The sequence below is a fragment of the Streptomyces sp. NPDC021212 genome, from assembly GCF_044332925.1.
Taxonomy (GTDB): domain Bacteria; phylum Actinomycetota; class Actinomycetes; order Streptomycetales; family Streptomycetaceae; genus Streptomyces.
Genome location: NZ_JBIRPZ010000018.1, coordinates 25,651 through 51,227, shown reverse-complemented (window position 1 = coordinate 51,227; position 25,577 = coordinate 25,651). Strand labels below are relative to the sequence as shown.

The following is a 25,577-nucleotide window of genomic DNA, read 5'->3' as shown; positions in this document are numbered from 1 at the left end:
GGATGCCCAGGGCGAGCTTCTCAGGACGCATCGGCCGGGACATACGTGCCCCACACGTCCCGCAGCGCGTCGCACACTTCGCCGAGCGTGGCCCGCGCCGCGAGCGCGTCCTTCATCGGGTAGAGCACATTGGCCGTCCCCGGCTCGCTCTCGGCCGCCTTCTTCAGCGCCGACAGCGCCGCCCCCACACCCGCCCGGTCCCGCTCGGCCCGCAGCCGCGCGAGCCGGGCGCGCTGGCGCTCCTCGATGGCCGGGTCCACGCGCAGCGGCTCGTACGGCTCCTCCTCGTCGATCCGGAACCGGTTCACGCCGACCACCACCCGCTCCCCTGCCTCCTGTTCGCGGGCGATGCGGTACGCGTTGCGCTCGATCTCGTCCTTCTGGAAGCCCCGTTCGATGGCGGCCACGGCGCCGCCCAGATCCTCGACCCGGCGCATCAGGTCCACCGCCGCCTCCTCGACCGCGTCGGTCAGCGCCTCCACCGCGTACGAGCCGGCGAACGGGTCGACGGTCGCCGTCACGTCCGTCTCGTACGCCAGCACCTGCTGGGTGCGCAGCGCGAGCCGGGCCGAGGTGGCGGTGGGCAGGGCGATGGCCTCGTCGAAGGCGTTGGTGTGCAGGGACTGGGTGCCGCCGAGGACCGCCGCCAGCCCCTGGACGGCGACCCGGACGAGGTTCACCTCGGGCTGCTGGGCGGTGAGTTGGACGCCCGCCGTCTGCGTGTGGAAGCGCAGCATCTGCGACTTCGGATCGCGCGCACCGAACTCCTCGCGCATCACCCGCGCCCAGATCCGGCGCGCGGCGCGGAACTTGGCGACCTCTTCGAGGAGGGTCGTACGGGAGACGAAGAAGAACGAGAGGCGCGGCGCGAAGTCGTCCACGCCCATGCCCGCCGCGAGGGCCGTACGGACGTACTCGATGCCGTCCGCGAGCGTGAAGGCGATCTCCTGCGCGGGCGAGGCACCGGCCTCGGCCATGTGATAGCCGGAGATCGAGATCGTGTTCCACTTGGGCAGGACAGTCCGACAGTACTGGAAGATGTCCGCGATGAGTCGCAGAGAGGGTGCGGGCGGGAAGATGTACGTGCCGCGCGCGATGTACTCCTTGAGGACGTCGTTCTGGATGGTGCCGGTCAGCCGGTCCCCCGGCACCCCCTGCTCCTCGGCGACGAGTTGATAGAGGAGCAGCAGCAGCGCGGCGGGCGCGTTGATCGTCATCGACGTCGAGACCTGGTCGAGCGGAATTCCGTCGAACAGGATCCGCATGTCCTCGACCGAGTCGACGGCGACGCCGACCTTGCCGACCTCCCCGTGCGCGAGCGCCGCGTCGGAGTCGTAGCCCATCTGGGTGGGCAGGTCGAAGGCGACCGACAGACCGGTGGTGCCGTGCTCGATCAGCTGCCGGTAGCGGGCGTTGGACTCGGCGGCGGTGCCGAACCCCGCGTACTGACGCATCGTCCACGGGCGGCCGGTATACATCGACGGATAGACGCCACGGGTGAAGGGGTACGCGCCGGGCTCGCCGACACGGCCGCCACCTCCGCCGTGGTCACGACCGGGCCCGTACACCGGCTCGATCGGGAATCCCGACTCCGACTCGCGCGCCATGAGTCCCTGCCTTCTGGTGGCTTATATCTGCCCTTGTACCCATTCAGGGCCTTCTTCACAGCATGCGCCGATGTTCACCGCACGGCAGCCCCGGGCAACATTCCGGGCGACGAACCGGCGAAGAGGGGGATACATGCGTGGAAGATCGGTCGTCCGCACCGCGCTCGCCACGGCCGCCGCGGCGGCCCTGCTGGCGGGCTGCCGGGGCGAGACGGTGACCCTGGACGGACAGCGACATACCAGAGCGGAGCCGCGCGCGGCCGCCAGTACGGTCGGCGCGGCGCCCCACACCCCGGCCGCCGCGCCGCGCCCGCGCCACACGTTCACGCACAGCCCGCGGGCCACGCCCCGCCCGGCGCGGCCGCCCCGCACCCGGGTGGCGGCGAAGCCGCGCACCGCCCCGCGGGTGGCACCGCCCGTCATCGCCTTCGGCACCAGTGGCGAACGAGTGCGCGAACTCCAGGCGCGGCTGCGCCAGCTCGGGCACTTCGGCCGCAACCCGACCGGCTACTTCGGCACGGTGACGCGCGCGTCGGTCACCTCGTACCAGCGCGCCCGCGGCCTGTCGGCCACCGGCTCGGTGGACAGCCGCACCTGGACCTCCCTGCGGTCCCGCACCCACCCGCCCACGCGCGACGAGCTGTACCCGCCGACCACCAACCCCCTGGCCAAGCCGGACTCACGGTGCCTGACCGGGCGGGTGCTGTGCATCAGCAAGAACAGCCGGACGCTGGCGTGGATGATCAACGGCCGGGTCGTGTCGGCCATGGACGTGCGCTTCGGCTCCCAGTACACGCCGACCCGGGAGGGGCTCTTCCAGGTCAACTTCAAGAGCCGGGACCACGTCTCGACGATCTACCACACCCCGATGCCGTACGCGATGTTCTTCAGCGGCGGCCAGGCGGTGCACTACTCGGCCGACTTCGCCGCCCGGGGCTACAGCGGTGCGTCGCACGGATGTGTGAACGTCCGCGACAAGAAAAAAATCGCGGCGGTATTCCATCAGGTGAAGGCGGGCGACAAGGTCGTGGTCTACAAGTAAGGACCGCAACCATCAATTCAGCGCACAAAGAAAGAGGGCGCGGGCAGAGCCGGGGGAACGTGCTCTGCCCGCGCCGATGCGCGGAGCCGTCGGTACGGGGGGAACCTCGGCTCGCGCGCGGCCGATGACCAGTCGGCCCGTTTCTTACAGCGTCACCCCTGAAAAAAACGTCACACCAGATTCCCGTGGGTCTCAGGAAGCGTTGGGTTCAGCGGTCTTCGCGGGGTCGGAATGCTCCGCGGACGGGCTGCCGGAAGGATCGTTGGAAGAACTGCCGGAAGAAGTGCCGGACGGGGTGTCGGACAGTTCCTTCGCAGTGCCGGACGTGGTGGGGTCCGGGCTCGGCGTACTGCCGTCGCCTCCGGAGGGCGTCTCGGACGGCGGCGGGGGCGCCGGGTTGGAGGACCCGCCGTCGTCCCCGCTCCCAGAGTCGTCACGGTTGCCCTTGCTGCCGCCACCCGTGCCGCTGGTGCTGCCCGTGCCGCCGTTGCCGCTGGTTTTGCCGGTGCTGCCCGTGTCGTCGCCGCCGTCGCGCGGGGCAGTGCCGTCGCCGACGACCCGCACGCAGTAGTCGTGGATGCCGGACTGGCTGCCCGCTGCTCGCGTGAGCTTCTTCAGCGCCTTCTGGCCGACGTCGGCCCCGGTGCCGGCCTCCGACGCGAGGTAGTGGCGGCAGGTCCCGAGGGCCCGCTGTCCGTTGCCGTTGTTCCCGGCCCCGGAGCCCTTCTCGCCCCTGCCGTGGTTGTCCCGCTTGCCATGGCCCTCGCCACCGCCCGGTACGCCCCGGCCCTGGGCGCCCTCCGATGTCCTGCCGTCGCCGTCGGGCGACGTCGACGTACCGCCGCTCTCGGAGATCTCCGGCCGCGCCGACTCCCCGCTCCCGGGGCCGGTGTCCGACGTGCTCGCTCCCGGGCGCGGATTGCCGTCGCTGTGCCCGAACGGCAGCACGCCTGCCGCCGCCGCGACCGCGAAGCCGCTGAGCGCGCAGCCCGCCACCGCGGCCACCATGCCCGCGCGCAGCGGACGCCGCCGGCGCCATCCGGTCCGCCACCCACCAGCGGCACCCGCACCCGCACTGGCTTTGGCAGCCGATCGCGCTATGCGCGTTGACTTGTGGCCGACCTGGCCTTCTCCCGAAACGGGGGTAACCGTCGGCTTGGCGTGCGCGGCCCGGAAGGCGGCCACCGCCGCATCCTCGCCGGGGAGCGGGGTCTTACCGTCGGCGGCGGCGCCGTCCGCGCGGCGAGCCGCCTCGGCCACGGCGCCGAGCAGGGCCGCCAGCCGTTCCGCTTCGGCGTGCGGCCGATCGTTCCGGTTGTCTGGGGCGCCGTGCTGCCCCTCGACGGATTCACCGCGAAGCAGCCGCTCCACGGCCTTGTCATCCAGCCAGCTGTAGCGGTGGTCGTCGGCCATCACATATCTTTCTGCGTTGGCGCGCCTGATTCCGTCACACCCGCGGACCTGGCCGCCCCTGTCTCACGCTGCCCGGGTATCCCATCGAGCACAGGTGTATCACCGAGCAGATCGGCCAGCCGCCGCAGCCCCCGGTGGGCGGCGGTCCGTACCGCGCCCGGGCGCTTGCCGAGGACGGCGGCCGCGCTCTTGGCATCCAGTCCGAGGACCACCCGCAGCACCACCGCCTCGGCCTGATCCTGCGGGAGCTGGGCGATGAGGCTGAGCGCGCGGCCGGTGCCGAGGGCCTCCATCGCCTCACCGGCGGTGTCGGCCTCGGACGCCCGGGTCTCCAGCTCGGTCTCGTCACCGCCGATGACCGGGCGCCGACCGCGCATCCGTATGTGGTCGAGGGCGCGGTTGCGGGCGATGCGGGCGGCCCAGCCGCGGAACCGGTCGGCGTCTCCGCTGAACCGTCCGAGGTCGCGGGCGATCTGCAGCCACGCCTCGGAGGTGATGTCCTCCGCGTCGGTGTCACCGACCAGGGTGCGTACGTAACCGAGCAGGCGGGGGTGGACGCACCGGTACACGGTCCGGAAGGCGGCCTCGTTCCCTTCCTGCGCCGCGTACACCGCGGCGGTCAGTTCCGCGTCGTCCCCCTGCACGCTCTCTTCCTGCCACACTCGGAGAAATTTCGGTCCAGCGATGCCGGCCCGCGCGCTAGCCCTGCCCGTACGGCGGACGTGGCCCGGCGGGCGGGGCGGACGGCGGCGCGGGCGGGGCCTGCGGGACGACCGGCGGCATCTGCGGGGCGCCACCACCGTACGGGTTGCCCGGGGCGCCGCCACCGTACGGGTTGCCGGGGGCGCCCGGTGCCATCGGGGCCTGCGGCGGCATGTGCCCCTGCGGGCCCTGCGGCAGCGCGGCGCGCTGCTCCTGCATCGTGGTGATCTGCCGGACGACCATCAGGCCGAGGATCGCGGCGGCGAGGGTGACCAGGTACGCGAAGCAGTTCGTGCCGATCGCCGTCCGCATGTCCTCGATGGCGCCCCGCGCCCCGAAGAGGCCCGAGTCCAGGGCGCGCTGCCGGGCGTTGCTCCACTGCAGGAGCGAGCTGCTGAACAGCGGGCCGCTGATGACCCAGCACACCCACCATCCGTTGAGCAGACCGCGGCCGGCCTGGTGCGGGCCCTGCGGGGAGCTGGCGCGCCAGATGTCGTTGGCGATCTGCTTCGGGAACCACAGGCTGACCACGGGGGTGAACCAGGCGCCCGCCGCCCAGCCGGGGCTGAAGCGGTGCTGGCCCGGGGCGAACACCTCGGCGTTCAGCCGCAGCCGCCGGAACCAGATCGGCCAGACGATGCCGAGCGCGAGCATGACCGCCGAGGACAGGAGCAGCGCCACGCGGTAGAACTCGTCGGCGTCGTCGGCCTTCTCGGGGCTCACCGAGCCGCCGTCGAGGACGTCCCCGTAGAGGTTGTACTGCTGGACGCGGGCGATGAACGCCAGGATCAGCACGGCGATGGTCGCGCCGAACAGCACCTGGAGCGCGGTGGACATCCCGCGCCGCAGGTCGACGCCACCGGCCGGCATGGCACCCGCCGCGGGCATGGACACCGGCGGCGCCGCAGGGTAGCCGTAGGCCCCGGGCCCGGTCGTCGGCGCCGGTTGCTGCCGCAACTGCTGCTGATAGGTACCGCACGCCGCGCAGCGACCGTCGGGCCCGACGGCGACGGCGCGGCAGTTCCCGCACGGATACATTTCTTGATCCCCCTGGGGACGTGGACCGATCGGAACCACGCGAGAAAACAATCTGACCGCGCCCACAGCGCGGACCTGCACGTTACGGGCATCCGACCGGTCCCGTCCAGAGTCGGCCCAGGGCATGGACAGGCCGGGCATGCCCGTAACGGTCAGGTATCGCGTCCACGGCGGGTGTGACGCATTCGAAGCGTGCGACGCTATAAGGAGCGAGGGCCTTCACGGGCCCGAGCTGGACGGCGGTCGGGGCCTCTCCTGTGGGGGGTGGCGGCCCCGGCCGTCCTTCCTCGGCTCATACCCCCAGTTGGTCGGCGAGACGGATGAAGGCCGACCAGCTCAGCGGCGGATTTCCGGGATCCCACAGGCGCTGGGAGAGCGCGGCGAGCGGCAGCCGGATGCCCCTGGCCACCTGCTGCTCGGTCTGGGCACCGGGCTGGTCGGACCAGACCGCGAAGCGGGCGCCGAGGACGCGGCTCGGGCCGGTCAGCTGTTTGTCGGAGACGGGCTGGGTCCCGCGCAGGGTGCCGGGGGTCCATTCGGCGTAGATGCGCTTGCCGGTGGGGTAGAAGAAGCCGTTGGGCTGGCCGAGCACGTAGTAGAGGTACTCGGAGTTGAGGTTCACCACGTTCCGGCCCTCGCGCAGGTACTCCACCGGCGGCCGGGCGGGCCACTTGGTGCGGCCGGTCCAGTACTCGACCTGGATGTTCTTGTCGGGCGTGATGACGCCGCCGCTGAAGAAGCCGTCGTTCCACGCCTTGGGCTCCTTGCCGAGCGCGCGGGCGACCGCCGCCCGGTCGTTCAGCCAGCCGGTGGCCAGGTCCTGGACCGTGGCCCGCGCGCCGTACTTGCGGTGCGCGGCGGCGACGAGCTGCGGGAACGACGCCTCGGGGTCCTTGACGGTGAGCGCCAGATACTCGTCCGCGCCCAAATGCCAGTAGCGGCCGGGGAAGAGCGGGGCGTACTCGCGCATCAGCTGGTCCACGATCCGGGCGGAGGCCGGTTTGGAGATGTCCACGTCGCCCTGGAACGAGGTGCCGCCCGCGTTGCGCAGCTGGAGGTCCGGGTGCCGGCGGATCACCGCGCCGAGGTGCCCGGGCGAGTCGATCTCGGGGACGACGGTGATGTGCAATTGCCGGGCGAGTCCGACGATCCGCCGGACCTGGGCCTTGGTGAGGTGCTGCGCCGAGACGATCTCGGGGTGGGTATCGCTTTGGATACGGAATCCCTGGTCGTCCGAGAAGTGCAGGCCCAGCTGGTTGAGCTTGAGGTCGGCCATCTGGCGCAGCCGCGCCTCTATCCATCCGGCGGTGTAGAACTTGCGCGCGATGTCCAGGTTCAGCCCGCGCTGGGAGCGGTCGGGGCGGTCGTGGATGACGCCCTCGGGGAGCTTGCCGCCGGAAGCAAGGGCCTGCTTCACGGTCCGGGTGCCGTAGAAGACGCCCGCGGTGGCCGGGCCGGTGACGCGGGCGCTGCCCTTGCGGACGGTGAGCGTGTATCCCTCGGCACCGCCGCCCTGACCGGGCGCGACGGCGAGGGACAGATCGCCGCGGTGCGGGGCGCCGGAGGCGGTGTGCAGCCCCAGCTCGTCGGCGATCATGCGGGCCTCGTCGGCGAGCGGACCCCTGAGGTCGGCGACCACCCGGCTGTTCCCGCTGGGCTTCCAGCCGGGCCCGGACTCCGGCGTGAACGTGCGGACGGAGGGGATCGTGCGAGGTGCGGCGGAGCGCGGCCAGGTGGCCGGGGCGGAGGTGGGCGCCGCGGTGGTGTGGGGGGCCGAGGTGTGCTGCCGCGTGGGGAGGGTGGGCGGCCGCGGGGAGGCCGAGCCGTGGTTCGTCGACTGCGTCTGCTGGCAGCCGAGGCCGATCAGGACGACGGTCGCGGCGGCACCGGCGACGCCGCCGCGGAGGATGGCCGCCTTGGCGGCTCTGCCGGACAACCCCATGGCGCGCACCTCCTGTGTCGGGGCGGCACTGCTGTCTCCGTCACGCTCCTGTCTCTTCGCTTGTCTACTTCACGCCATAAAACGTCCCCCTACGAGTGAATTTACGCTCTCTCCGCCACACCGGCCTCTCCGCGTCGTTACCGTGTACTGCTCACACCCCCCAGCACATCTCCCCCACGCGCCCCGTGTGTCCCCGCGCGCCCAAGGAGTCTCCGCTGTCCAGGTCCAGTCCCAGATCCAGCCCCGGCCCCCGTCCCCGGCCCGGCGGCGCAGGCGGCCTCGACCGGCTCAACCACATGACCGCCGACGCCGCCGAGGCGTCGCTCCTCTCCTGCTGCGGCAGCCGCCGCTGGGCCCGGCTGATCGCGGACCACCGCCCGTATCCCGATCTGGGCGCGCTGCTGGCCGCCGGGGACGAGGCGAGCTACGACCTCACCCCGGCCGATCTCGCCGAGGCGCTGGCCGACGAGTCCATGACCGGTCATCCGCTGCCCGTCGAGGCCGGGGTCGGCGCGCTGGCCGCGCACACCGCGTTACGGGCCGCGCACGCCGCGTACGAGCAGAAGTTCGGCCACGCCTTCGTGATCTGCCTGGACGGCCTGGCGCCCGACGAGACGCTGGACCGGCTGCTGACCGGAATCCGGTCCCGGCTGGGGAACGAGCCCGACGAGGAATGGGTCACGGCCGCCGAGGAGCTGCGCCACATCGCCCGCGGGCGGCTGACCCGGCTGGCCGCTCCAAACGCCCCCATGCCGGGTATCGCCCGGTTCCGTCCCGTGTGACCTGCGCACCCGTGCCTCTTTGATCACACCGGAGCCCCCCGCGCGAACCCTCCGACAACACGTCGCTACGATGGCCAGGGCCGGTGGACCATACCCGGCCGGGCCCGACCGACAGTCAAGCCGGCAGGCCCCAGTCCCCGCTTCCGGAGGGTTTTCCGTGCCGGCTGGAACGCTGTACCGCGGCCGGGAAGGCATGTGGTCCTGGGTGGCTCATCGAGTCACCGGCGTCCTCATCTTCTTCTTCCTGTTCGTGCATGTCCTGGACACCTCGCTCGTGAGGGTGTCCCCCGAGGCGTACGACGACGTGGTCGCGACGTACAAGACGCCCATCGTCAACGTGATGGAGTACGGCCTGGTGGCCGCCATCCTGTTCCACGCCCTCAACGGGCTGCGCGTCATCGCCGTGGACTTCTGGTCCAAGGGCCCGAAGTACCAGCGTCAGATGCTGTGGTCCGTCGTCGGTATCTGGGTCGTGCTCATGATCGGGGCGTTCTACCCGATCCTTCAGCACACGCTGCGCGAACTGTTCGGGAGCTGACGCACATGTCCGCCGAGACCACCACCCCCGCGACCGACGCGGTCAGCGCGTACGACGTGGACCACCCGGCCCCCGTCATCGAGCCGCCGCGGGCCCGTACGCGCAAGACGCCCAAGACGACCCGTACCAACTTCGAGATGTACGGCTGGCTCTTCATGCGCCTGTCCGGCATCGTGCTGGTCGTCCTCGTCCTGGGCCATCTGCTGATCCAGCTGGTGCTGGACGGCGGTGTCACCAAGATCGGCTTCGCCTTCGTGGCCGGCCGCTGGGCCTCGCCGTTCTGGCAGGCATGGGACCTGATCATGCTGTGGCTCGCCACGCTGCACGGCGCGAACGGCCTGCGCACGATCATCAACGACTACGCGGAGCGGGACAACACCCGCCTGTGGCTGAAGGGGCTGCTCTACACGGCGGCCGGATTCACCATCGTGCTCGGCACCCTGGTGATCTTCACCTTCGACCCGAACATCCGCTAGGCCCCGGGGCTGAGGTATCCACTCATGAAGATCCACAAGTACGACACCGTCATCGTGGGCGCCGGCGGCGCCGGCATGCGCGCGGCCATCGAGTCGACGAAGCGCAGCCGCACGGCGGTGCTCACCAAGCTGTACCCCACCCGCTCCCACACCGGCGCCGCCCAGGGCGGCATGGCCGCCGCCCTCGCGAACGTCGAGGAGGACAACTGGGAGTGGCACACCTTCGACACGATCAAGGGCGGCGACTACCTGGTCGACCAGGACGCCGCCGAGATCCTGGCGAAGGAGGCCATCGACTCGGTCCTCGACCTGGAGAAGATGGGCCTGCCGTTCAACCGGACCCCGGACGGCACGATCGACCAGCGCCGCTTCGGCGGCCACAGCCGTAACCACGGCGAGGCCCCGGTCCGCCGGTCCTGCTACGCCTCGGACCGCACCGGCCACATGATCCTCCAGACGCTGTACCAGAACTGCGTCAAGGAGGGCGTGGAGTTCTACAACGAGTTCTACGTCCTGGACCTCCTGATGACCGAGGTCGACGGGGTCAAGCGCACGGCCGGTGTCGTGGCGTACGAACTGGCCACCGGCGAGCTGCACGTCTTCCAGGCGAAGGCCGTCGTCTTCGCCTCCGGCGGCTGCGGCAAGTTCTTCAAGGTGACCTCCAACGCGCACACCCTCACCGGTGACGGCCAGGCCGTCGCTTACCGGCGCGGGCTGCCGCTGGAGGACATGGAGTTCTTCCAGTTCCACCCGACCGGCATCTGGCGCATGGGCATCCTGCTGACGGAGGGCGCCCGCGGTGAGGGCGGCATCCTCCGCAACAAGGACGGCGAGCGCTTCATGGAGAAGTACGCGCCGGTCATGAAGGACCTCGCCTCGCGGGACGTGGTCTCCCGCTCCATCTACACGGAGATCCGCGAGGGCCGCGGCTGCGGTCCCGAGGGCGACCACGTCTTCCTCGACCTGACCCACCTGCCGCCGGAGCAGCTGGACGCCAAGCTGCCGGACATCACCGAGTTCGCGCGCACCTACCTGGGCATCGAGCCGTACACCGACCCGATCCCGATCCAGCCGACCGCGCACTACACGATGGGCGGCATCCCGACCAACGTCGAGGGCGAGGTGCTGTCCGACAACGACACCGTCGTGCCGGGGCTGTACGCCGCGGGCGAGGTCGCGTGCGTGTCCGTGCACGGCGCCAACCGGCTGGGCACCAACTCGCTGCTCGACATCAACGTGTTCGGCCGCCGCGCGGGCATCGCCGCCGCCGAGTACGCCGCCACGGCCGACTTCATCGAACTCCCGGAGGACCCGGCCGGGTTCGTCCGCGACCAGGTCGAGAACCTGCGCGACGCCACCGGCACCGAGCGGGTCACCGAGGTGCGCCGGGCGCTTCAGGAGACCATGGACAAGAACGTCATGGTCTTCCGCACCGAGCAGACGCTCAAGGAGGCCGTCGAGGAGATCGGCAGCCTGCGCGCGCGCTACAAGAACTGCTCCGTCCAGGACAAGGGCAAGCGGTTCAACACCGACCTGCTGGAGGCCCTCGAGCTGGGCAACCTGCTCGACCTGGCCGAGGTCATGGCCATCTCCGCGCTGGCCCGCAAGGAGTCGCGCGGCGGCCACTACCGCGAGGACTACCCGAACCGCGACGACGTCAACTTCATGCGGCACACCATGGCGTACCGAGAGGTGGGCGCGGACGGCTCCGAGTCCATCCGCCTCGACTACAAGCCGGTCGTGCAGACCCGCTACCAGCCGATGGAGCGTAAGTACTGATGAGCACCCCCACGCTAGAGAAGGCCGACAAGGCCCCGGAGCCGACCGACGCCACCGCCGCGCACACGATCACGGTCACCTTCCGGATCCGCCGCTTCAACCCGGAGGTCGCGGCCGATGCGTACTGGGAGGACTTCCAGCTCGACATCGACCCCAAGGAGCGCGTCCTCGACGGCCTCCACAAGATCAAGTGGGATCTGGACGGCACCCTGACCTTCCGCCGTTCCTGCGCCCACGGCATCTGCGGCTCCGACGCCATGCGGATCAACGGCCGTAACCGGCTGGCCTGCAAGACGCTGATCAAGGACATCAACCCCGAGAAGCCCATCACGGTCGAGGCCATCAAGGGCCTCACGGTCCTCAAGGACCTGGTCGTGGACATGGAGCCGTTCTTCCAGGCCTACCGCGATGTGATGCCCTTCCTGATCACGACGGGCAACGAGCCGACGCGGGAGCGCCTCCAGTCCGCCGAGGACCGCGAGCGCTTCGACGACACCACCAAGTGCATCCTGTGCGCCGCGTGCACGTCCTCGTGCCCGGTGTTCTGGAACGACGGCCAGTACTTCGGCCCGGCGGCGATCGTCAACGCGCATCGTTTCATCTTCGACTCGCGTGACGAGGGCGGTGAGCAGCGGCTGGAGATCCTGAACGACAAGGACGGCGTCTGGCGCTGCCGCACCACCTTCAACTGCACCGACGCGTGCCCCCGTGGCATCGAGGTCACCAAGGCCATCCAGGAGGTCAAGCGCGCGCTGATCACGCGTCGCTTCTGAGCCGTCGCTTCTGAGCCGTCGCTTCTGAGCCTTCTTGAGGCTTATGGCCATGGGCCCGCCCCCTTGCCCGGGGGCGGGCCCATAGCGTTTTCACAGCCGTTGAACGCCCGCCACGACCCCGACGTACCTCCTGGGGCAGAGGGTGGATGGGGCACGTTCATCAAGGGGTGAAAGCGTGACCGGCACGCAGGAGCGCGGCGCAGAGGAACGAATCGGCCGGCCCATGAGTGACAGCCGCCCGTTAAGTGATGAACTCGCGTGGCGCGGCGGGCTCGATCCGGTCCGCGCCACCCGTATCGGGCTGCAACTCCTCGCCGTTCTCGACTCCGCCCATCGCGCGGGCATCGTCCACGGTGACATCAGCCCCGCGCGCGTCCTGATGCGCTCGGACGGCGAGGTCGTCCTCTCCGGTTTCGGCCATGTCGGCGCCGAGCCGTCCCGGCAGGTCACCGACCCCGCGTACGCCTCCCCCGAGCAGGCGCGCGGCACCGGCGCCTGCTCCGCGTCCGACATGTGGGCGCTGGGCGCGGTCCTGTTCGCCATGGTCGAGGGCCGCCCGCCGCACCGGAGCCGGGCCTCGCCGGAGGAGACGCTGCGGGTCGTACGGGAGGAACCCGTACCGCACCCGCCACACGCCGGCCCACTCGTCCAGGTGATCCACGGGCTGCTGCGCGACGATCCGAAGGAGCGGCTGACCGCGCCGGTGGTGCGCCAGGCTCTGGAACGCATCCTCAACGAGGGCGAGCCCGTCGCGTTCCGCGCCGCGCCGCGCATGCCGTGGCTGCGCAACACGTACGAGGCGTGGTTCCCGTCGGCGCGGCGCGGCGGCGGGCGCGGCGGCCGCCGGGTCGCTCCGTTCGCGCTGGCCGTCGCGACCCTGGTCCTCGGAACGGTGGCCTCCGTACTGGCCCTGGCCACCACCAGCGGCGTGACCGGCGGCGACGACCGCGCCTCCGACGCCTCCCCCTCCGCCCCGCCGGCGGGCGGAGCCGCCCCGAGCCTGCCGCGCGACACCCCTCCGCCCTCCGCCTCGGACGCCCCGAGCCCGCCAGGCTCGTCCGCCTCGGGCCGGCCCCCCTCTTCCTCGCCCCCCGCCGCCGGAGCCGGGGGCGGTGCGTACCCCGGCCCCGACGACCCGCCGCCGTCCGGCTACTACCGCTACACCAGCGAGAGAGGCGGGTTCTCCATCGACCTCCCCAAGGGCTGGAAGCAGGTCGAGAGCGGCTCGCGCTTCCACATCAAGTTCGCAGCGGAAGGCGACGACCGCGATCTGGTGGTGACCTTCGGGAAGGGCCCCGAGCAGGACCCCGTCGAAGGCTGGAAGCGGCTGATCCCGACGATCGAGAAGATCTACCCCGGCTTCCAGCGGATCGACGACATCCGCCGCGTCGACTACCGCGGCTGGAAGGCCGCCGACATGGAGTGGAGCACCGCGGTCGGGAAGGACCGGCTCCGCACGTTCGGCCGCGGATTCCTGGTCGGCGGCGGCCGGGGCTTCTCCATCAGGTGGACGACACCGGCGCACGACTGGAACGCCAAGGAGAACAAGCAGGCGCTCGGGATCTTCCTCGGCTCCTTCGACCAGAGCAAGGGCTAGGACCCTTGAACGCGGCGGCTCAGGCGCGGGTCGAGGCCAGTTCCACGACGGTCACGTCCGGCGGCGCCCCGACCCGCACCGGCGGGCCCCAGGCGCCCGCGCCGCGGGTGACGTAGAGCTGGGTGTCGCCGTACCGTTCCAGCCCCGCGACGGTGGGGTTGGCCAGCGCCGCGACGTACTTGCCGGGCCACAGCTGCCCGCCGTGCGTATGGCCGGACAGCTGGAGGTCGACACCGCGCTCCACCGCGTCGTCGATCACCACCGGCTGGTGGGCGAGCAGGACGGACGCCCGCGCCCGATCGCGGTCGCCTAGCGCCCGGTCGAAGTCGGGCCCCTGCCCCTCGTCCTCCCCCGCCACGTCGTTGACCCCGGCGAGGTCGAACCAGGGCAGCTCGACGCGCTCGTTCTCCAAGGGGCGGACGCCGAGTTCGCGGACGTGGTCGACCCACTGCTGGGCGCCGGAGAAGTACTCGTGGTTGCCTGTGACGAAGAAGCTCCCGAGCCGGCTGTGCAGCCCGCGCAACGGCTCGGCGGCCGGGCCGAGGTCCGCGACGCTGCCGTCCACGAGGTCGCCGACGACAGCGACGAGGTCGGGGTTCGTGCGGTTGATCGTCTCGACCACGCGCCGGGTGTGCGAGCGGCCGAGGATCGGGCCGAGGTGGATGTCGCTGACGACGGCGATCCGGAAGCCGTGCGCGCGGCGCGGCAGCTTGGCGAGCGGCACGGTGACCCGCTTGACCCGCGGCCCGCGCAACACGGTGTACGCCCCGTACCCGACCGTCCCGGCGGCCGCCGCCGTGGCGCCCGTGGCCACGGCCCGTGCGACGAACAGCCGCCGGGAGGTCGGACGGCCGGTCCCGGGCGCCTCTGCCGTCCGGGGTGGCTCTGCCGTCTCGGGTGCCTCCGCCGCTTCGGGTGCCGCCCCTGCCGGCGCCGCTGCGGGCACTGGGGCCGGTGCCGGGGTCGGGGTCGGTGCGGGGGCCGGTGCGGCAGCCGTTGCGGCGGCGGGGCGGCGCTTCAGCCAGGCGTGCAGGAGGGGCCGTACCGCCTCGCCGGCCAGCAGGGCCAGGGTCAGGTACAGCAGCAGCGCCAGCCACAGGTACCCCGGCCAGGCCAGCGCCCGCTGGATCGGGAAGGGCACGCCCGTACGCCCCGCGACCAGGGCTCCGACGGTGATCAGCGGGAGCGTGAAGGCCGCCGCCGTGCCCGTACGGCGTGCCCGCCCGCCGGGCGCCGTCGTGTCGCGGATCAGCCGCCGCCACACGTACCAGTGCACGCCGACGAGCAGACCGACGACGGCCAGTGCGATCAGGACGAAGAGCACGACCATCCCCGGTCCTCCCCTATGCGGCTGTTCAGCTATACGGCTATACGGCTATCCGGCTATCCGGAACGGCTACTCTTCGGCGTCATTTCGGCGCAGAGCGCGCAACCCACGCAACCCGATCACCCCGATGGCCGTCCCCAGGAGAAAGGACGTGATCGCGAGCAGCAGGTGCACCCAAAAGTACGCGGTGGGGTCGCCGGCGTCGTTGAAAGCGAGCCCGCTGGCGTCCTTCCACAAATTTTTGACAAAGGTGAACCAGATGACCCAGCTCCAGACCCCGAAGGCGAGCAGGAACCAGGACACGGGGCGGCTGAGCTTCATGGTCTCCAGTATGGGCACCCGGATGCGCACCTCCACGCGGGGGGCCACCACCCGTAAGACGGCGGTGCTTTCGCCGTCCGCGACGGGTCCGGGTACGTTCGCAGACGTGCCGATCTCTTCGAACACCTTCACGTCGCGAGACTCGCGAGGCGCCGCCGCGCCGCTGGCCATCACCGCCGCCCTGTTGCTGTCCACCCTGATGTCCCCCCTGCTCGCCTCCCCCGCGCTCGCCGCCGACGACCCGGGCGGCGCCAAGGGGTCCGAGGCCGTGAAGCCTCCCGCCCGGATGTCCACGGTGGGCGGGACGCGGCTCGGCCGCCCCGGCACCCAGGTGGATCCGAAGCGCGGCGCGCCCGCGCTGCCGAGGGAGCTGAGCGGCAAGTCCTGGATGGTGGCTGACGCCGAGTCGGGCGCTGTGCTGGCCTCGCACAACGCCCACTGGCAGCTGCCGCCCGCGAGCACGCTGAAGATGCTGTTCGCGGACACCGTGCTGCCGAAGTTCCCCAAGACGAAGAAGCACACGGTACGGATGTCCGACCTGGCCGGAATGGGCGCGGGCAGCAGCCTGGTCGGCGTGAAGGAGAACCTCAGCTACACGGTGCACGACCTGTGGCTGGGCGTCTTCCTGCGCTCGGGCAACGACGCGGTGCACGTCCTGTCCGCGATGAACGGCGGCGTCCCGGCGACCGTGCGGGACATGCAGGCGCACGCCAAGCAGCTGAACGCGCTGGACACCCATGTCGTCACGCCGGACGGCTACGACGAGGACGGCCAGTACAGCAGCGCGTACGACCTCACGCTGTTCGCCCGGTCCGGGCTGCAGAAGGCGGACTTCCGGGAGTACTGCTCGACGGCGACGGCCCAGTTCCCAGGGGAATACAAAAAGGACAAAAAGGGCAAGAAGGTCCGCATGAGCTTCGGGATCCAGAACACCGACCGCCTGCTGACCGGCATCGACGTCCCGGCATACAAGGGCCTGGCGGGGGTCAAGAACGGCTATACGAGCCACGCGGGCTCCACCTTCACCGGTGTGGCCCAGCGCGGCAAACGGGTACTGCTGGTCACGGTCATGAACCCGCAGAAGTCGGAGCCCTTCGGGGTCTACAAGGAGACCGCGAAGCTGTTCGACTGGGGCTTCAACGCGGCGGACAAGGTGAATCCGGTCGGCACCCTCGTCCGCCCCGGCCCGGCGGGCCTGAACCAGAGCCATGCCTCGGCGGACCGCGCGAAGAAGGGCGACGAGCACACCCAGGCGTCCGTCTCCGGCGGGGGCGCGGGCGGCATGTGGACGGCGGCCGGGATCGCGGCCGGTTCGCTGGCCGTGCTGGGCGCGGTGGCGTACGCGGTGCACCGCCGCTGGCCGCGCCGGGGCTGACGGGGTTACGCCGCCGAGCGGCCGGGCCCTTCGGCCCGGCCGTCCGGCCCGGGGCCGCCCGTGTCGGGTTCGGGGCCGCCCGTGTCAGTTTCGGTGGCCTCGTCCGCCTTCTCTTGCCCCGCGTTCTCTTGCTCTGCCTTCTCTTGCGCTGCCTTCTCTTGCGCTGCCTTCTCTTGCGCTGCCTTCTCCGCCACTGCCTGCTTCTCTTCCTCTGCCTCCTGTGCCTCTGCCTCCTGCGCGGCCGATCCGGTGGCGGTCCAGGCGGCGCAGTACAGGGTGAGCTTCGCGGTGAAGTTGATCCACAGCAGCAGCGCGATGGGCACGCCGAACGCCCCGTACATGCTCTTGGCCGCCACCCCCCGCAGATAGCTGCTCAGCAGCAGCTTCAGCAGTTCGAAGCCGATCGCGCCGATGAGCGCCGCGACCACGACCCTCCGGCGCGGCGGTTCGACCCTGGGCAGCCAGGTCAGGACGTAGCACAGCAGCAGGAAGTCGGCCCCGACGGCGATCAGGAACGCGGCGATCCACAGCAGCCAGCCGCCCACCCCGTTCTCGGGGATCTGGAGGAGCTGCGTCAATCGGCGGATGAAGGTGACGGCGAGCGTCGAGACGGCGAACGAGGCGAGGGCGACGCCGCCCAGGCCGAGGAGCACCAGCCCGTCCTTGAGCTTGCGCACCACGGGGTTGCCGGGGTCCTCCTCCAGCTCCCAGACGGCGCGCAGGCATTCGCGCAGGGAGCCCACCCATCCGATGCCGGTGAACAGCAGCAGGGCGCCCGCGACGATCCCGATGGTCCCGGCGTTCTGGATCAGACCGCTCAGATCGAGCTGACCGGAGATGCCGGGAATCTGCTGGGCGAGCCTCCGCTGCAGCTGATGCATCTGCGACTCGGTGAGCGTCGCGGCACCGATGGCCGCCCCCACGGTGACCAGGGGGAAGAAGGCGATAAAGCTGATGAAGGTGATCGCGGCCGCCAGGCGGGACCAATGGACGCGGTCCAGCCGTTCGTAGGAACGCCAGGCGTGGGTGCGCGTCACCCGGGCGAGGGCGGGGCCGATGAGCGGCAAGCGGGTCAGCCAGTCCATGATCAACAACTACCCTTCCGCCGATTTTTACTCCTCGGCGGCGGGTTCCCGTTTCTCCGCTACTCCACGACTGCGCTACGCCACTTCGCCGATCGCCCGTCCGGGCGAGGCGGCGGGCTGACACACGCTTACCGGTGGGCTCACCGCTTACCCGTGGGCTTACCAGTGCGAGGGGGCGGCCGGGCGGGTGAGATCGGCCTGACGGGGCACCACGGGGGAGGCCCCCTCCCGCGATTCGCCCGAGCCGAAGGGGTACTCGCGGTCGAGCCGCCACACCCCGTCCGCTCCCTGCTCGTACAGCGCGAAGCCGTTGATCGTCCAGGCCGCTTCGAAGTCCTTCAGCTCCGCGAACGCCCGGTCCATCGCGTCCTCGTCGATGCCGTGCGCGACGGTGACGTGCGGGTGGTACGGGAACTGCAGCTCACGGGCGCACGGCCCGTGCGCCGCCCGGATCCGCTCCTGCAGCACCATGCACTCCTCCGCGCCTTCGACGATCTTGACGAAGACGACGGGCGAGAGGGGCCGGAAGGTGCCGGTTCCCTCCAGCCGCATCGGGAACGCCCGCCCCTCCGCCGCGACCTGGGCCAGATGGTCCTCGACGGCGGCCAGCGCCGACACCTCGACCTCGGTCGGCGGCAAGAGGGTCACGTGCGTGGGGATGCCATGAGCGGCCGGGTCCCCGAAGCCCGCGCGCCGCTCCTGGAGGAAGCTGCCGTACGGCTCCGGGACCGCGATCGAAACGCCGAGCGTTACGGTCCCCACTGCGTTCTCCCTCCTGGCCCTCCCGGGCTGCTGGGCTTCAGTCCGCTGCACCGGTGCCAGTGTGGCGGCTGTGCCGCCTTCGCGGCTAGATTCCTCGATTCTTCGGCACTCGGGCCGAAGAACCCCCTGGTCAGGGGTGGGCCGCGGTACACTGCGTCGGCGATCGCCGGGGCCGCGCACGCCGTTGACGGCGTTGACGCCCGCGGTCGCCCGCCTGGACGCTCAGCGCGTCGCGGGCAGGAACCCCACCTTGTCGTAGGCGAGCGCCAGCGTCTCGGCGGCCACGGCACGGGCCTTGTCCGCCCCCTTGGCCAGGATTCCGTCCAACGTCCCCGGGTCCCCCAGGTATTCCTGGGTCCGCTCGCGGAACGGCGTCACCCACTCGACCAGCACCTCGGCCAAGTCGGTCTTGAGCGCGCCGTATCCCTTGCCCTCGTACTTCCCCTCCAACTCCGCGATGGAGATGCCGGTGAGGGTGGAGTAGATGGTCAGCAGATTGCTGACGCCGGGCTTCTTCTCCTCGTCGAAGCGGATCTCGGTCTCCAGGTCGGTGACCGCGCTCTTGATCTTCTTCGCGGAGACCTTCGGCTCGTCGAGGAGGTTGACGATGCCCTTGGGGGTGGAGGCCGACTTGCTCATCTTGATCGTCGGATCCTGGAGATCGTAGATCTTCCCGGTCTCCTTGACGATGAACGGTTCGGGGACGGTGAAGGTCTCGCCGAAGCGGCCGTTGAAACGGTCCGCGAGATCGCGGGTCAGCTCGATGTGCTGGCGCTGGTCCTCGCCGACGGGGACGTGGTTGGCCTGGTAGAGCAGGATGTCCGCGACCTGGAGGATCGGGTATGTGAAGAGGCCGACGGTCGACCGGTCGGCACCCTGCTTGGCCGACTTGTCCTTGAACTGGGTCATGCGGGAGGCCTCGCCGAAGCCGGTGAGGCAGTTCATCACCCAGCCGAGCTGGGCGTGCTCGGGCACATGGCTCTGGATGAAGAGCGTGCAGCGGTCCGGGTCGAGACCGGAGGCGAGCAGCTGGGCGGCGGCGAGCCGGCTGTTGGCTCGCAGCTCCGCCGGATCCTGCGGAACGGTGATCGCGTGCAGGTCGACGACGGTGTAGAAGGCGTCGTGGGTCTCCTGCAGCGCGACGTACTGCCGGATCGCACCGAGGTAGTTCCCGAGATGGAAGGAGCCTGCGGTGGGCTGGATACCGGAGAGCGCACGGGGACGATCAAGGGCCATGCCACCCATTCTCTCAGGTGTGGAACCAGACTCGGTCCGCCGGTGTATCAAAGGTGTGAGGACTCGTGAGGGGGCGCGGGAGGGGGACCTCGTCGCGCAGGACGAAGCAGTGCAGGACGCGGCAGGGCCGGATGCGGCAGGGATCGCGGCGGGGCCGGATGCGGCCGTGATCGCTCGGGTGCGGGCCGGGGAGACCGAGGCCTATGCGGAGCTGGTCCGCGCCCACACACCGATAGCGCTGCGTACCGCCGCGCTGATGGGCGCGGGCGCGGACGCCGAGGATGTGGTGCAGGACGCCTTCGTGAAGGCGTATCTCGCGCTGGGCACCTTCCGGGGCGATGCGGCGTTCCGGCCGTGGCTGTTCCGAATCGTGGCCAATGAGACGCGGAATGCGGTGCGCTCGGCACGTCGGCAGCAGACGGCGGTCGACCGGGAAGGGGCCATGGCCGGAGCCGATCCGGCCATACCGGAGAGCGCGGATCCGGCGGCCGTGGCGCTCGCGGGCGAGCGGCGGGCGCGGCTGATGGCCGCGCTGGAGGAGCTGAGCGAGCCACAGCGGTGGGTGGTCACCTATCGCTATCTGCTGGATCTGGACGAGGCGGAGACCGCGGCGGCCCTGGGCTGGCCGCGCGGCACGGTGAAGTCGCGGCTGAGCCGCGCGCTGCGGCGGCTGGAGCTGCTGCTGGAGGCGGACGGCCCGGAGCGGGCGCGGCAGGGAGCACAGGGAGGCATAGGGGATGGACGGGGAAGGGCTGCCCGGCGAGCTGCGGGCGCTCGGGCGCGCACTGGAGGGACCACCGCCCGCCGACCCACCGGCGGACGGCCCCCAGGGGGACGGCCCCCAGGAGGCCGGACCCCTGGTCGGCGGCGAGACGATGGCCGAGCGGGTGCTGGCCCGGATCGTGGGGATGCCGAATCGCGCGGCGCCCGGCGGCCGGATCCGGGAGGAGCAGTGGTGGCAGGACCTGCCCGGGCTTGAGGCCGGGCAGGGGCCCATAAGCGCCCTCCCCCGGTCGGCGGACCGGCGGCGCGACAGGCCGCCCCCGGCCCGGCGGCCTCGGCCCTGACCGTGACGGACCGGCCGACGGATCGACGCTCGGCTCGCCGGCAGCAGTACGCACCCCCACCCTGGGTGGTGTCGCAGACCCTCGTCGGTGCCCCAGAACGGTGTCACAGAGCGGTGCCACAGAGCGGTGTCGCAGAGCGGTTCACAGAACGGAGGAGATCTTGACCCCCACCGAACGCCCCTCGGAGCGCGCGATCGCGGCCGCGGAGGCCCACAGTGCGCACAATTACCACCCGCTTCCGGTCGTCGTCGCCTCCGCCGAGGGGGCGTGGATGACCGATGTCGAGGGCCGCCGGTATCTGGATCTGCTCGCCGGGTATTCGGCGCTGAACTTCGGGCACCACAACCGGCGGCTGATCGACGCCGCCAAGGCGCAGCTGGAGCGGGTCACGCTCACCTCGCGCGCGTTCCACCACGACCGGTTCGCCGCCTTCTGCACGGAGCTGGCCGCGCTGTGCGGGATGGAGACGGTGCTGCCCATGAACACCGGCGCGGAGGCGATCGAGACGGCGATCAAGACCGCCCGCAAATGGGGCTACCGGGTCAAAGGCGTGCCCGACGGGCGGGCCAGGATCATCGTCGCGGACAACAACTTCCACGGGCGTACGACCACGATCATCAGCTTCTCCACCGATCAGGAGGCCCGCGCGGACCACGGTCCGTACACCCCGGGGTTCGACATCGTGCCGTATGGCGATCTGGCGGCGATGGAGGCGGCGCTCGACGCCGGGGCCGGGGAGACGGTCGCCGTGCTGCTGGAGCCCATCCAGGGCGAGGCGGGGGTGCTGGTGCCGCCGCCCGGATATCTGGCCGGGGTGCGCGAGCTGACCCGGGCACGGGGCGTGCTGTTCATGGCCGACGAGATCCAGTCGGGCCTGGGCCGCACCGGGAAGACCTTCGCCTGTGAGCACGAGGGCGTCGTTCCGGACGTCTATGTGCTGGGCAAGGCGCTGGGCGGCGGGGTGGTGCCGGTGTCGGCCGTGGTGTCCTCCGCCGAGGTGCTGGGCGTCCACCACCCCGGTGAGCACGGCTCGACCTTCGGCGGCAATCCGCTCGCCTGCGCGGTCGCGCTCGAGGTGATCGCCATGCTGCGGACCGGGGAGTTCCAGGAGCGCGCGGCGGAGCTGGGGAGCCATCTGCACCGGGAGCTGGCGCGGATGGCCCGCGGCGGGGCGGTGGAGGCGGTGCGGGGGCGCGGGCTGTGGGCCGGCGTGGACATCGAGCCGTCGCGCGGCACCGGGCGGCAGATCTCCGAGCGGCTGATGGACCGCGGGGTGCTGGTCAAGGACACCCATGGGTCCACCATCCGGATCGCACCGCCGCTGGTGATCGGCAAGGAGGATCTGGACTGGGCCCTGGACCAGCTCAGGGCGGTGCTGGCGGCATGACCAGCCCCGACGGAATGACCCGAAGCCGCCCGTCGTCGTCATGGCGCCCGTCGTCATGGGACCGGTCGTTATGGCGCCGGTCGTCATGGCGCCGACTGCTGTGGCGCCGGTCGGTGCCACAGCCGCTACCGTGCCGCCGCCTAGAGAATCACGTGCGGCACAAAGCGCGCGTACTCGTCCGTGATCAGCCCGGCCGACTCCCGGATGCCGAGCCCCGCCGGCTCGTCCTCCACCACCCACGCCCCGAGGACCACCCGGTTGCCCTCGACATCCGGCAGCGGGGCCAACTCCTGGTAGCAGCAGGCCTCGTCCCGGATGACGGGCTCCGCGCCCGGCTCGTGGAGGGTGACGCCCGCGCCCTCCCGGCCGAGCAGCGGCTTGGCCACGTAGCCGGTGGTGCGGGCCAGTTCGCGGGGTCCGTCGAGGTAGGCGGGCAGCAGATGGGGGTGGCCGGGGAACAGCTCCCACAGGATGGCCAGCAGCGCCTTGTTGGACAGCAGCATCTTCCAGGCGGGCTCGATCCACAGGGTGGAGCCGGTGCCGCCGCCGTTGTCGATCGTGTCCAGCACATGGGAGCCGAACCGGTCGGTGACCAGCCACTCCCAGGGGTAGAGCTTGAAGCAGCCGCGGATGAAGCGGTGCCGCATGTCCACGAAGCGGCCGGAGAGCCGTTCCCAGCCGATGTCCTCCATGGAGATCGCCTCGGTCCGCAGCCCCGCCTGTTCGGCCGTCTCCCGCAGGTAGGCGACGGTCATCAGGTCCTCGCCCAGCTCGTCTCCGGCCGAGTGGGCGAAGTACAGGGGCGCGCCCGGCGGCAGCAGGGCGGCCTGGTTCCGCCAGGCGTCGACCAGCCGCTCGTGCAGCGAGTTCCACTGGTCGGCGCCGGGGAAGCGGTCCTCCATCCAGAACCACTGGGCGCTCGCCGCCTCCACCAGCGAGGTGGGCGTGTCCGCGTTGTACTCCAGCAGCTTCGCCGGGCCGGGGCCACCGTCGTACCGCAGGTCGAACCGGCCGTAGATACTGGGCTGTTCGGACCGCCGGTGCCAGGACTCGGCGACCAGCTCGGCCACCCGTGGATCCTCGATGCCGAGATCGGCGAAGCGGTCGTGGTCGACGATGTGGGCGGCCGCCTCCAGACACATCCGGTGCAGCTCCTCGACCACCTCCTCCAGGGCCTCGACCTCGGGCAGCGTGAAGGCGTAGTAGGCGCTCTCGTCCCAGTACGGGCGCAGCGAGTCGTCCGGGTAGCGGGTCAGCGGGTAGATGACCCCCTGCTCCTCGACCGTGGCCTGCCAGTCGGGGCGGGGGTCGATGGTGTGACGCTTCATCGGGTCGTCGTCCGGTCAGCCGCCGCCGGACCCCGAGCAGCCGAAGCCGCCCCTGTCGGCGGCCTGGCTCTTGCTGAAGGTGCCGTAGTCCGCCCAGCGGCCGTCGACGTCGGCGTCGTAGTACCAGTCGCCGTCGACCCGCTTGGTGGTGCCGCGGCTGCTCTTCTTCTTGCCGCCCGTGGAGCCCGAAGAGCTGTTGCAGGCACTGGAGTCGACGATGCGGTAGCCCCTGGACAGGTCGTAGCTGTCCCGGTCGACGCAGCGCTTGTCGGGCTCCGACCCGCAGGAGGTGAGGGCCGCCGCGAGGGCGCCCATCCCGCCCAGGATCACCGTGCTCGACCGCAGGCGTCGTGGAATTTTCCGTTCCATTGGTTCTGCTCCCCCGTTGAATGGTCCGCCCACCCTAGAGGGGGTTATCGCACAAGTGAACGCCGGGGGTGGGGAGTGGCCCACTCAGGGCAGCACCCGGCACAGCGCCTCCAGGGCTCCCGCGAAGGCGTGATCGGGCGGCGTCCCATAGGCGAAGACCAGTTCGTCCGGCTCGGATTCACCACCCCCCGGCGTGTCCTCGTCGCGGTACCGGAAGCGGTTCAGGCCCTCCATGGCCAGCCCCTGCCAGGCCGCGCCCTGGAGGACGGAGCGCACGGTGCCCGGCGGCAGTTCGAGCACCGCGTGCAGCCCGGCCGCGATGCCCTTCACGTGCACCTGCGGGGCGCGTTCGGCCAGGGAGGCCACCAACTGGTCGCGGCGGCGCTGGTAGCGCAGCCGCATCCCGCGCACATGGCGGTCGTACGCGCCCGAGGCGATGAACTCCGCGAGCGTCAGCTGATCCAGCGCGCCCGACTGCCACTCCCCCGTCCGCTTGACGGCCAGCAGCCGGTCCAGCAGATGGTCCGGCACCACCATCCAGGCCAGCCGCAGCGCGGGCGCCAGGCTCTTGCTCGCCGTGCCCAGATAGACCACCCGTTCCGGGTCCAGTCCCTGGAGTGCGCCCACCGGCTGGCGGTCGTAGCGGAATTCGCCGTCGTAGTCGTCCTCCAGCACCAGCCCGTCGGTCCGGGATGCCCAGTCGACCACGGCGGCCCGCCGGTCGGGGTCCAGGGCGACCCCGGTGGGGAACTGGTGCGCCGGGGTGAGCAGCGCGGCCCGTACGTCGCTGTGGCGGTCCAGTTCGCCGGTGCGGGCGCCCCTCCCGTCGACCGGCAGCGGCACGGTGCGCAGTCCGCCGCGGCGCAGCACGTTCCAGTGGAGGTCGAGCCCGTACGACTCGACGGCCAGCGCACGGTGGCCGTCCCGGTGCAGCGTCCGGCCGAGCAGGGCGAGTCCCTGGATGAACCCGGCGCAGACCACGATCCGTTCGGGCGCGGCCCGCACCCCGCGGGCGCGCGCGAGATAGTCGGCCAGGACCCGGCGCAGTTCGAGCCGCCCGCTGGGGTGGCCGTAGTTGAAGGCGTCGCTGGGCGCCGCGGTCAGGGCGCGCCGGGCGGCGGACAGCCAGGCGGAGCGGGGGAAAGCGGAGACGTCGGGCGCCCCGGCCCGCAGGTCGTACGCCGGGCGGGTGGCGGCCACGGCGGCGGTCGGCGGGGTGCGCGGCGGCGCGGGCTCGGGCGGGACGACGCGCTGGGCGACCTGGGTGCCGGAGCCCTGCCGGGCGGTGAGCCAGCCCTCGGCGACGAGTTCGCCGTAGGCGTCGGCCACCGTGTTGCGGGCGACGCCGAGGTCGGCGGCGAGCGTACGGGAGGAGGGCAGCCGGGTGCCGGGGGCGAGGCGGCCGCTGCGTACGGCGTCGCGCAGGGAGCGGATGAGCGCGGCCCGCACCCCGGTGGTTCCGCCCCGCGGCAGGTCCAGATGCAGATCGGCGCCGAGCCCGCTGGTCCTCCTCGGCCCGGAAGCGGCCTGTCCAGACGCGGAACGTGCCGGTCCGGGCCCGGAAGTGGCCCACGAATCCTCCATGGGATTGGACCATACCCCTGGGCTGATGAGGTTCTAGCGTGGGCCGC

22 protein-coding genes and 1 pseudogene are annotated in these 25,577 nt (G+C 71.3%); 10 read left to right on the top strand and 13 right to left on the bottom strand.

Annotated elements, in window-relative coordinates:
* Window positions 1-20: 20 nt before the first annotated feature.
* Window positions 21-1,607 (bottom strand): methylmalonyl-CoA mutase, encoded by a 1,587-nt coding sequence (locus ACH4SI_RS36025; RefSeq protein WP_398303401.1) that lies wholly within the window; start codon window positions 1,605-1,607, stop codon window positions 21-23.
* A gap of 133 nt (window positions 1,608-1,740) precedes the next feature.
* On the opposite strand from ACH4SI_RS36025, the gene ACH4SI_RS36020 reads away from it, so the two are divergent.
* Window positions 1,741-2,649, top strand: a complete 909-nt coding sequence (locus ACH4SI_RS36020; RefSeq protein WP_398303399.1) for a peptidoglycan-binding protein — start codon at window positions 1,741-1,743, stop codon at window positions 2,647-2,649.
* Window positions 2,650-2,841: 192 nt separating this feature from the next.
* Here the strand turns inward: ACH4SI_RS36020 and ACH4SI_RS36015 are convergent, their stop codons facing one another.
* The 4 genes from ACH4SI_RS36015 to ACH4SI_RS36000 all read right to left on the bottom strand — a co-directional run bounded on the left by ACH4SI_RS36015 (window position 2,842) and on the right by ACH4SI_RS36000 (window position 7,744).
* A complete protein-coding gene (locus ACH4SI_RS36015; RefSeq protein ID WP_398303397.1) occupies window positions 2,842-4,062 on the bottom strand; it encodes a hypothetical protein in 1,221 nt (406 codons plus the stop codon).
* The gene (locus ACH4SI_RS36010; protein ID WP_398303395.1) at window positions 4,062-4,706 is read right to left on the bottom strand and encodes an RNA polymerase sigma factor; all 645 of its coding nucleotides are present in this window, start codon (window positions 4,704-4,706) and stop codon (window positions 4,062-4,064) included. The genes ACH4SI_RS36015 and ACH4SI_RS36010 overlap by 1 nt, the downstream gene beginning before the upstream one ends.
* 55 nt (window positions 4,707-4,761) lie before the next feature.
* Window positions 4,762-5,802, bottom strand: coding sequence for a DUF4328 domain-containing protein (locus tag ACH4SI_RS36005; RefSeq protein WP_398303393.1), 1,041 nt, complete (start codon window positions 5,800-5,802; stop codon window positions 4,762-4,764).
* Between the two features lie 292 nt (window positions 5,803-6,094).
* A complete protein-coding gene (locus tag ACH4SI_RS36000) occupies window positions 6,095-7,744 on the bottom strand; it encodes a glycoside hydrolase family 20 protein (RefSeq protein ID WP_398303391.1) in 1,650 nt (549 codons plus the stop codon).
* A gap of 296 nt (window positions 7,745-8,040) precedes the next feature.
* On the opposite strand from ACH4SI_RS36000, the gene ACH4SI_RS35995 reads away from it, so the two are divergent.
* The 6 genes from ACH4SI_RS35995 to ACH4SI_RS35970 all read left to right on the top strand — a co-directional run bounded on the left by ACH4SI_RS35995 (window position 8,041) and on the right by ACH4SI_RS35970 (window position 13,689).
* Window positions 8,041-8,526 (top strand): 2-oxo-4-hydroxy-4-carboxy-5-ureidoimidazoline decarboxylase, encoded by a 486-nt coding sequence (locus ACH4SI_RS35995; RefSeq protein WP_398303389.1) that lies wholly within the window; start codon window positions 8,041-8,043, stop codon window positions 8,524-8,526.
* A 157-nt stretch (window positions 8,527-8,683) separates the two neighbouring features.
* Complete coding sequence (gene sdhC / locus ACH4SI_RS35990; RefSeq protein ID WP_398303387.1) at window positions 8,684-9,064, top strand: succinate dehydrogenase, cytochrome b556 subunit; 381 nt, start codon at window positions 8,684-8,686, stop codon at window positions 9,062-9,064.
* A 5-nt stretch (window positions 9,065-9,069) separates the two neighbouring features.
* The gene (locus tag ACH4SI_RS35985; protein ID WP_123107238.1) at window positions 9,070-9,540 is read left to right on the top strand and encodes a succinate dehydrogenase hydrophobic membrane anchor subunit; all 471 of its coding nucleotides are present in this window, start codon (window positions 9,070-9,072) and stop codon (window positions 9,538-9,540) included.
* Window positions 9,541-9,564: 24 nt separating this feature from the next.
* Window positions 9,565-11,319 (top strand): succinate dehydrogenase flavoprotein subunit, encoded by a 1,755-nt coding sequence (gene sdhA / locus ACH4SI_RS35980; RefSeq protein ID WP_398303384.1) that lies wholly within the window; start codon window positions 9,565-9,567, stop codon window positions 11,317-11,319.
* Window positions 11,319-12,092, top strand: a complete 774-nt coding sequence (locus tag ACH4SI_RS35975; protein ID WP_398303382.1) for a succinate dehydrogenase iron-sulfur subunit — start codon at window positions 11,319-11,321, stop codon at window positions 12,090-12,092. Before sdhA ends, ACH4SI_RS35975 begins: the two co-directional genes overlap by 1 nt.
* 223 nt (window positions 12,093-12,315) lie before the next feature.
* Window positions 12,316-13,689, top strand: coding sequence for a serine/threonine protein kinase (locus tag ACH4SI_RS35970; RefSeq protein ID WP_398303380.1), 1,374 nt, complete (start codon window positions 12,316-12,318; stop codon window positions 13,687-13,689).
* Window positions 13,690-13,708: 19 nt separating this feature from the next.
* Here ACH4SI_RS35970 and ACH4SI_RS35965 read toward each other — a convergent pair whose 3' ends face one another.
* Both ACH4SI_RS35965 and ACH4SI_RS35960 read right to left on the bottom strand, forming a co-directional pair.
* Window positions 13,709-15,019, bottom strand: a complete 1,311-nt coding sequence (locus tag ACH4SI_RS35965) for a metallophosphoesterase (RefSeq protein WP_398303378.1) — start codon at window positions 15,017-15,019, stop codon at window positions 13,709-13,711.
* 66 nt (window positions 15,020-15,085) lie between these two features.
* On the bottom strand, window positions 15,086-15,337 hold the full coding sequence (locus ACH4SI_RS35960; RefSeq protein ID WP_398303376.1) for an SCO4848 family membrane protein: 252 nt from the start codon (window positions 15,335-15,337) through the stop codon (window positions 15,086-15,088).
* On the opposite strand from ACH4SI_RS35960, the gene ACH4SI_RS35955 reads away from it, so the two are divergent.
* Window positions 15,336-16,712 carry a D-alanyl-D-alanine carboxypeptidase family protein gene (locus ACH4SI_RS35955; RefSeq protein ID WP_398303374.1) on the top strand — a complete coding sequence of 459 codons (1,377 nt, stop codon included), beginning with the start codon at window positions 15,336-15,338 and terminating at the stop codon, window positions 16,710-16,712. The two genes, ACH4SI_RS35960 and ACH4SI_RS35955, sit on opposite strands and share 2 nt — an antisense overlap.
* A gap of 5 nt (window positions 16,713-16,717) precedes the next feature.
* On the opposite strand, the gene ACH4SI_RS35950 is transcribed toward ACH4SI_RS35955, so the two are convergent.
* From ACH4SI_RS35950 to trpS, 3 genes are all read right to left on the bottom strand, one after another.
* Window positions 16,718-17,797, bottom strand: a complete 1,080-nt coding sequence (locus ACH4SI_RS35950) for a YihY/virulence factor BrkB family protein (protein WP_398303372.1) — start codon at window positions 17,795-17,797, stop codon at window positions 16,718-16,720.
* Window positions 17,798-17,956: 159 nt separating this feature from the next.
* Window positions 17,957-18,559, bottom strand: a complete 603-nt coding sequence (locus tag ACH4SI_RS35945) for a 2'-5' RNA ligase family protein (protein ID WP_398303370.1) — start codon at window positions 18,557-18,559, stop codon at window positions 17,957-17,959.
* A gap of 222 nt (window positions 18,560-18,781) precedes the next feature.
* Complete coding sequence (gene trpS, locus ACH4SI_RS35940; protein WP_398303368.1) at window positions 18,782-19,795, bottom strand: tryptophan--tRNA ligase; 1,014 nt, start codon at window positions 19,793-19,795, stop codon at window positions 18,782-18,784.
* Here trpS and ACH4SI_RS35935 point away from each other — a divergent pair.
* Window positions 19,794-20,525 (top strand): annotated as a pseudogene (locus ACH4SI_RS35935) (RNA polymerase sigma factor); the annotation flags it as partial. The gene trpS and the pseudogene ACH4SI_RS35935 sit on opposite strands and share 2 nt — an antisense overlap.
* 497 nt (window positions 20,526-21,022) lie before the next feature.
* On the top strand, window positions 21,023-22,249 hold the full coding sequence (rocD, locus tag ACH4SI_RS35930) for an ornithine--oxo-acid transaminase (RefSeq protein WP_398303366.1): 1,227 nt from the start codon (window positions 21,023-21,025) through the stop codon (window positions 22,247-22,249).
* Between the two features lie 140 nt (window positions 22,250-22,389).
* On the opposite strand, the gene ACH4SI_RS35925 is transcribed toward rocD, so the two are convergent.
* From ACH4SI_RS35925 to ACH4SI_RS35915, 3 genes are all read right to left on the bottom strand, one after another.
* The gene (locus ACH4SI_RS35925) at window positions 22,390-23,577 is read right to left on the bottom strand and encodes a glutathionylspermidine synthase family protein (RefSeq protein WP_398303364.1); all 1,188 of its coding nucleotides are present in this window, start codon (window positions 23,575-23,577) and stop codon (window positions 22,390-22,392) included.
* A gap of 15 nt (window positions 23,578-23,592) precedes the next feature.
* Window positions 23,593-23,946 (bottom strand): hypothetical protein, encoded by a 354-nt coding sequence (locus ACH4SI_RS35920; protein ID WP_398303362.1) that lies wholly within the window; start codon window positions 23,944-23,946, stop codon window positions 23,593-23,595.
* Between the two features lie 84 nt (window positions 23,947-24,030).
* Entirely contained in the window at window positions 24,031-25,530 is a 1,500-nt protein-coding gene (locus ACH4SI_RS35915; protein ID WP_398303360.1) for a PLP-dependent aminotransferase family protein, read from the bottom strand.
* Between the last annotated feature and the right edge of the window lie 47 nt (window positions 25,531-25,577).

What these genes read in the sequence shown, in the direction of transcription:
- ACH4SI_RS35970 (WP_398303380.1), top strand. Translation starts at nt 12,316, where the DNA reads ATGAGTGACAGCCGCCCGTTAAGTGATGAACTCGCGTGGCGCGGCGGG.
- sdhA (WP_398303384.1), top strand. Translation starts at nt 9,565, where the DNA reads ATGAAGATCCACAAGTACGACACCGTCATCGTGGGCGCCGGCGGCGCC.
- ACH4SI_RS36020 (WP_398303399.1), top strand. Translation starts at nt 1,741, where the DNA reads ATGCGTGGAAGATCGGTCGTCCGCACCGCGCTCGCCACGGCCGCCGCG.
- ACH4SI_RS36000 (WP_398303391.1), bottom strand. Translation starts at nt 7,744, where the DNA reads ATGGGGTTGTCCGGCAGAGCCGCCAAGGCGGCCATCCTCCGCGGCGGC.
- ACH4SI_RS36025 (WP_398303401.1), bottom strand. Translation starts at nt 1,607, where the DNA reads ATGGCGCGCGAGTCGGAGTCGGGATTCCCGATCGAGCCGGTGTACGGG.
- ACH4SI_RS35950 (WP_398303372.1), bottom strand. Translation starts at nt 17,797, where the DNA reads ATGGACTGGCTGACCCGCTTGCCGCTCATCGGCCCCGCCCTCGCCCGG.
- ACH4SI_RS35965 (WP_398303378.1), bottom strand. Translation starts at nt 15,019, where the DNA reads ATGGTCGTGCTCTTCGTCCTGATCGCACTGGCCGTCGTCGGTCTGCTC.
- ACH4SI_RS36005 (WP_398303393.1), bottom strand. Translation starts at nt 5,802, where the DNA reads ATGTATCCGTGCGGGAACTGCCGCGCCGTCGCCGTCGGGCCCGACGGT.
- trpS (WP_398303368.1), bottom strand. Translation starts at nt 19,795, where the DNA reads ATGGCCCTTGATCGTCCCCGTGCGCTCTCCGGTATCCAGCCCACCGCA.
- ACH4SI_RS35920 (WP_398303362.1), bottom strand. Translation starts at nt 23,946, where the DNA reads ATGGAACGGAAAATTCCACGACGCCTGCGGTCGAGCACGGTGATCCTG.
- ACH4SI_RS35960 (WP_398303376.1), bottom strand. Translation starts at nt 15,337, where the DNA reads ATGAAGCTCAGCCGCCCCGTGTCCTGGTTCCTGCTCGCCTTCGGGGTC.
- ACH4SI_RS35985 (WP_123107238.1), top strand. Translation starts at nt 9,070, where the DNA reads ATGTCCGCCGAGACCACCACCCCCGCGACCGACGCGGTCAGCGCGTAC.
- ACH4SI_RS35955 (WP_398303374.1), top strand. Translation starts at nt 15,336, where the DNA reads ATGGTCTCCAGTATGGGCACCCGGATGCGCACCTCCACGCGGGGGGCC.
- ACH4SI_RS35995 (WP_398303389.1), top strand. Translation starts at nt 8,041, where the DNA reads ATGACCGCCGACGCCGCCGAGGCGTCGCTCCTCTCCTGCTGCGGCAGC.
- ACH4SI_RS35975 (WP_398303382.1), top strand. Translation starts at nt 11,319, where the DNA reads ATGAGCACCCCCACGCTAGAGAAGGCCGACAAGGCCCCGGAGCCGACC.
- ACH4SI_RS35915 (WP_398303360.1), bottom strand. Translation starts at nt 25,530, where the DNA reads ATGGAGGATTCGTGGGCCACTTCCGGGCCCGGACCGGCACGTTCCGCG.
- ACH4SI_RS35925 (WP_398303364.1), bottom strand. Translation starts at nt 23,577, where the DNA reads ATGAAGCGTCACACCATCGACCCCCGCCCCGACTGGCAGGCCACGGTC.
- ACH4SI_RS36015 (WP_398303397.1), bottom strand. Translation starts at nt 4,062, where the DNA reads ATGGCCGACGACCACCGCTACAGCTGGCTGGATGACAAGGCCGTGGAG.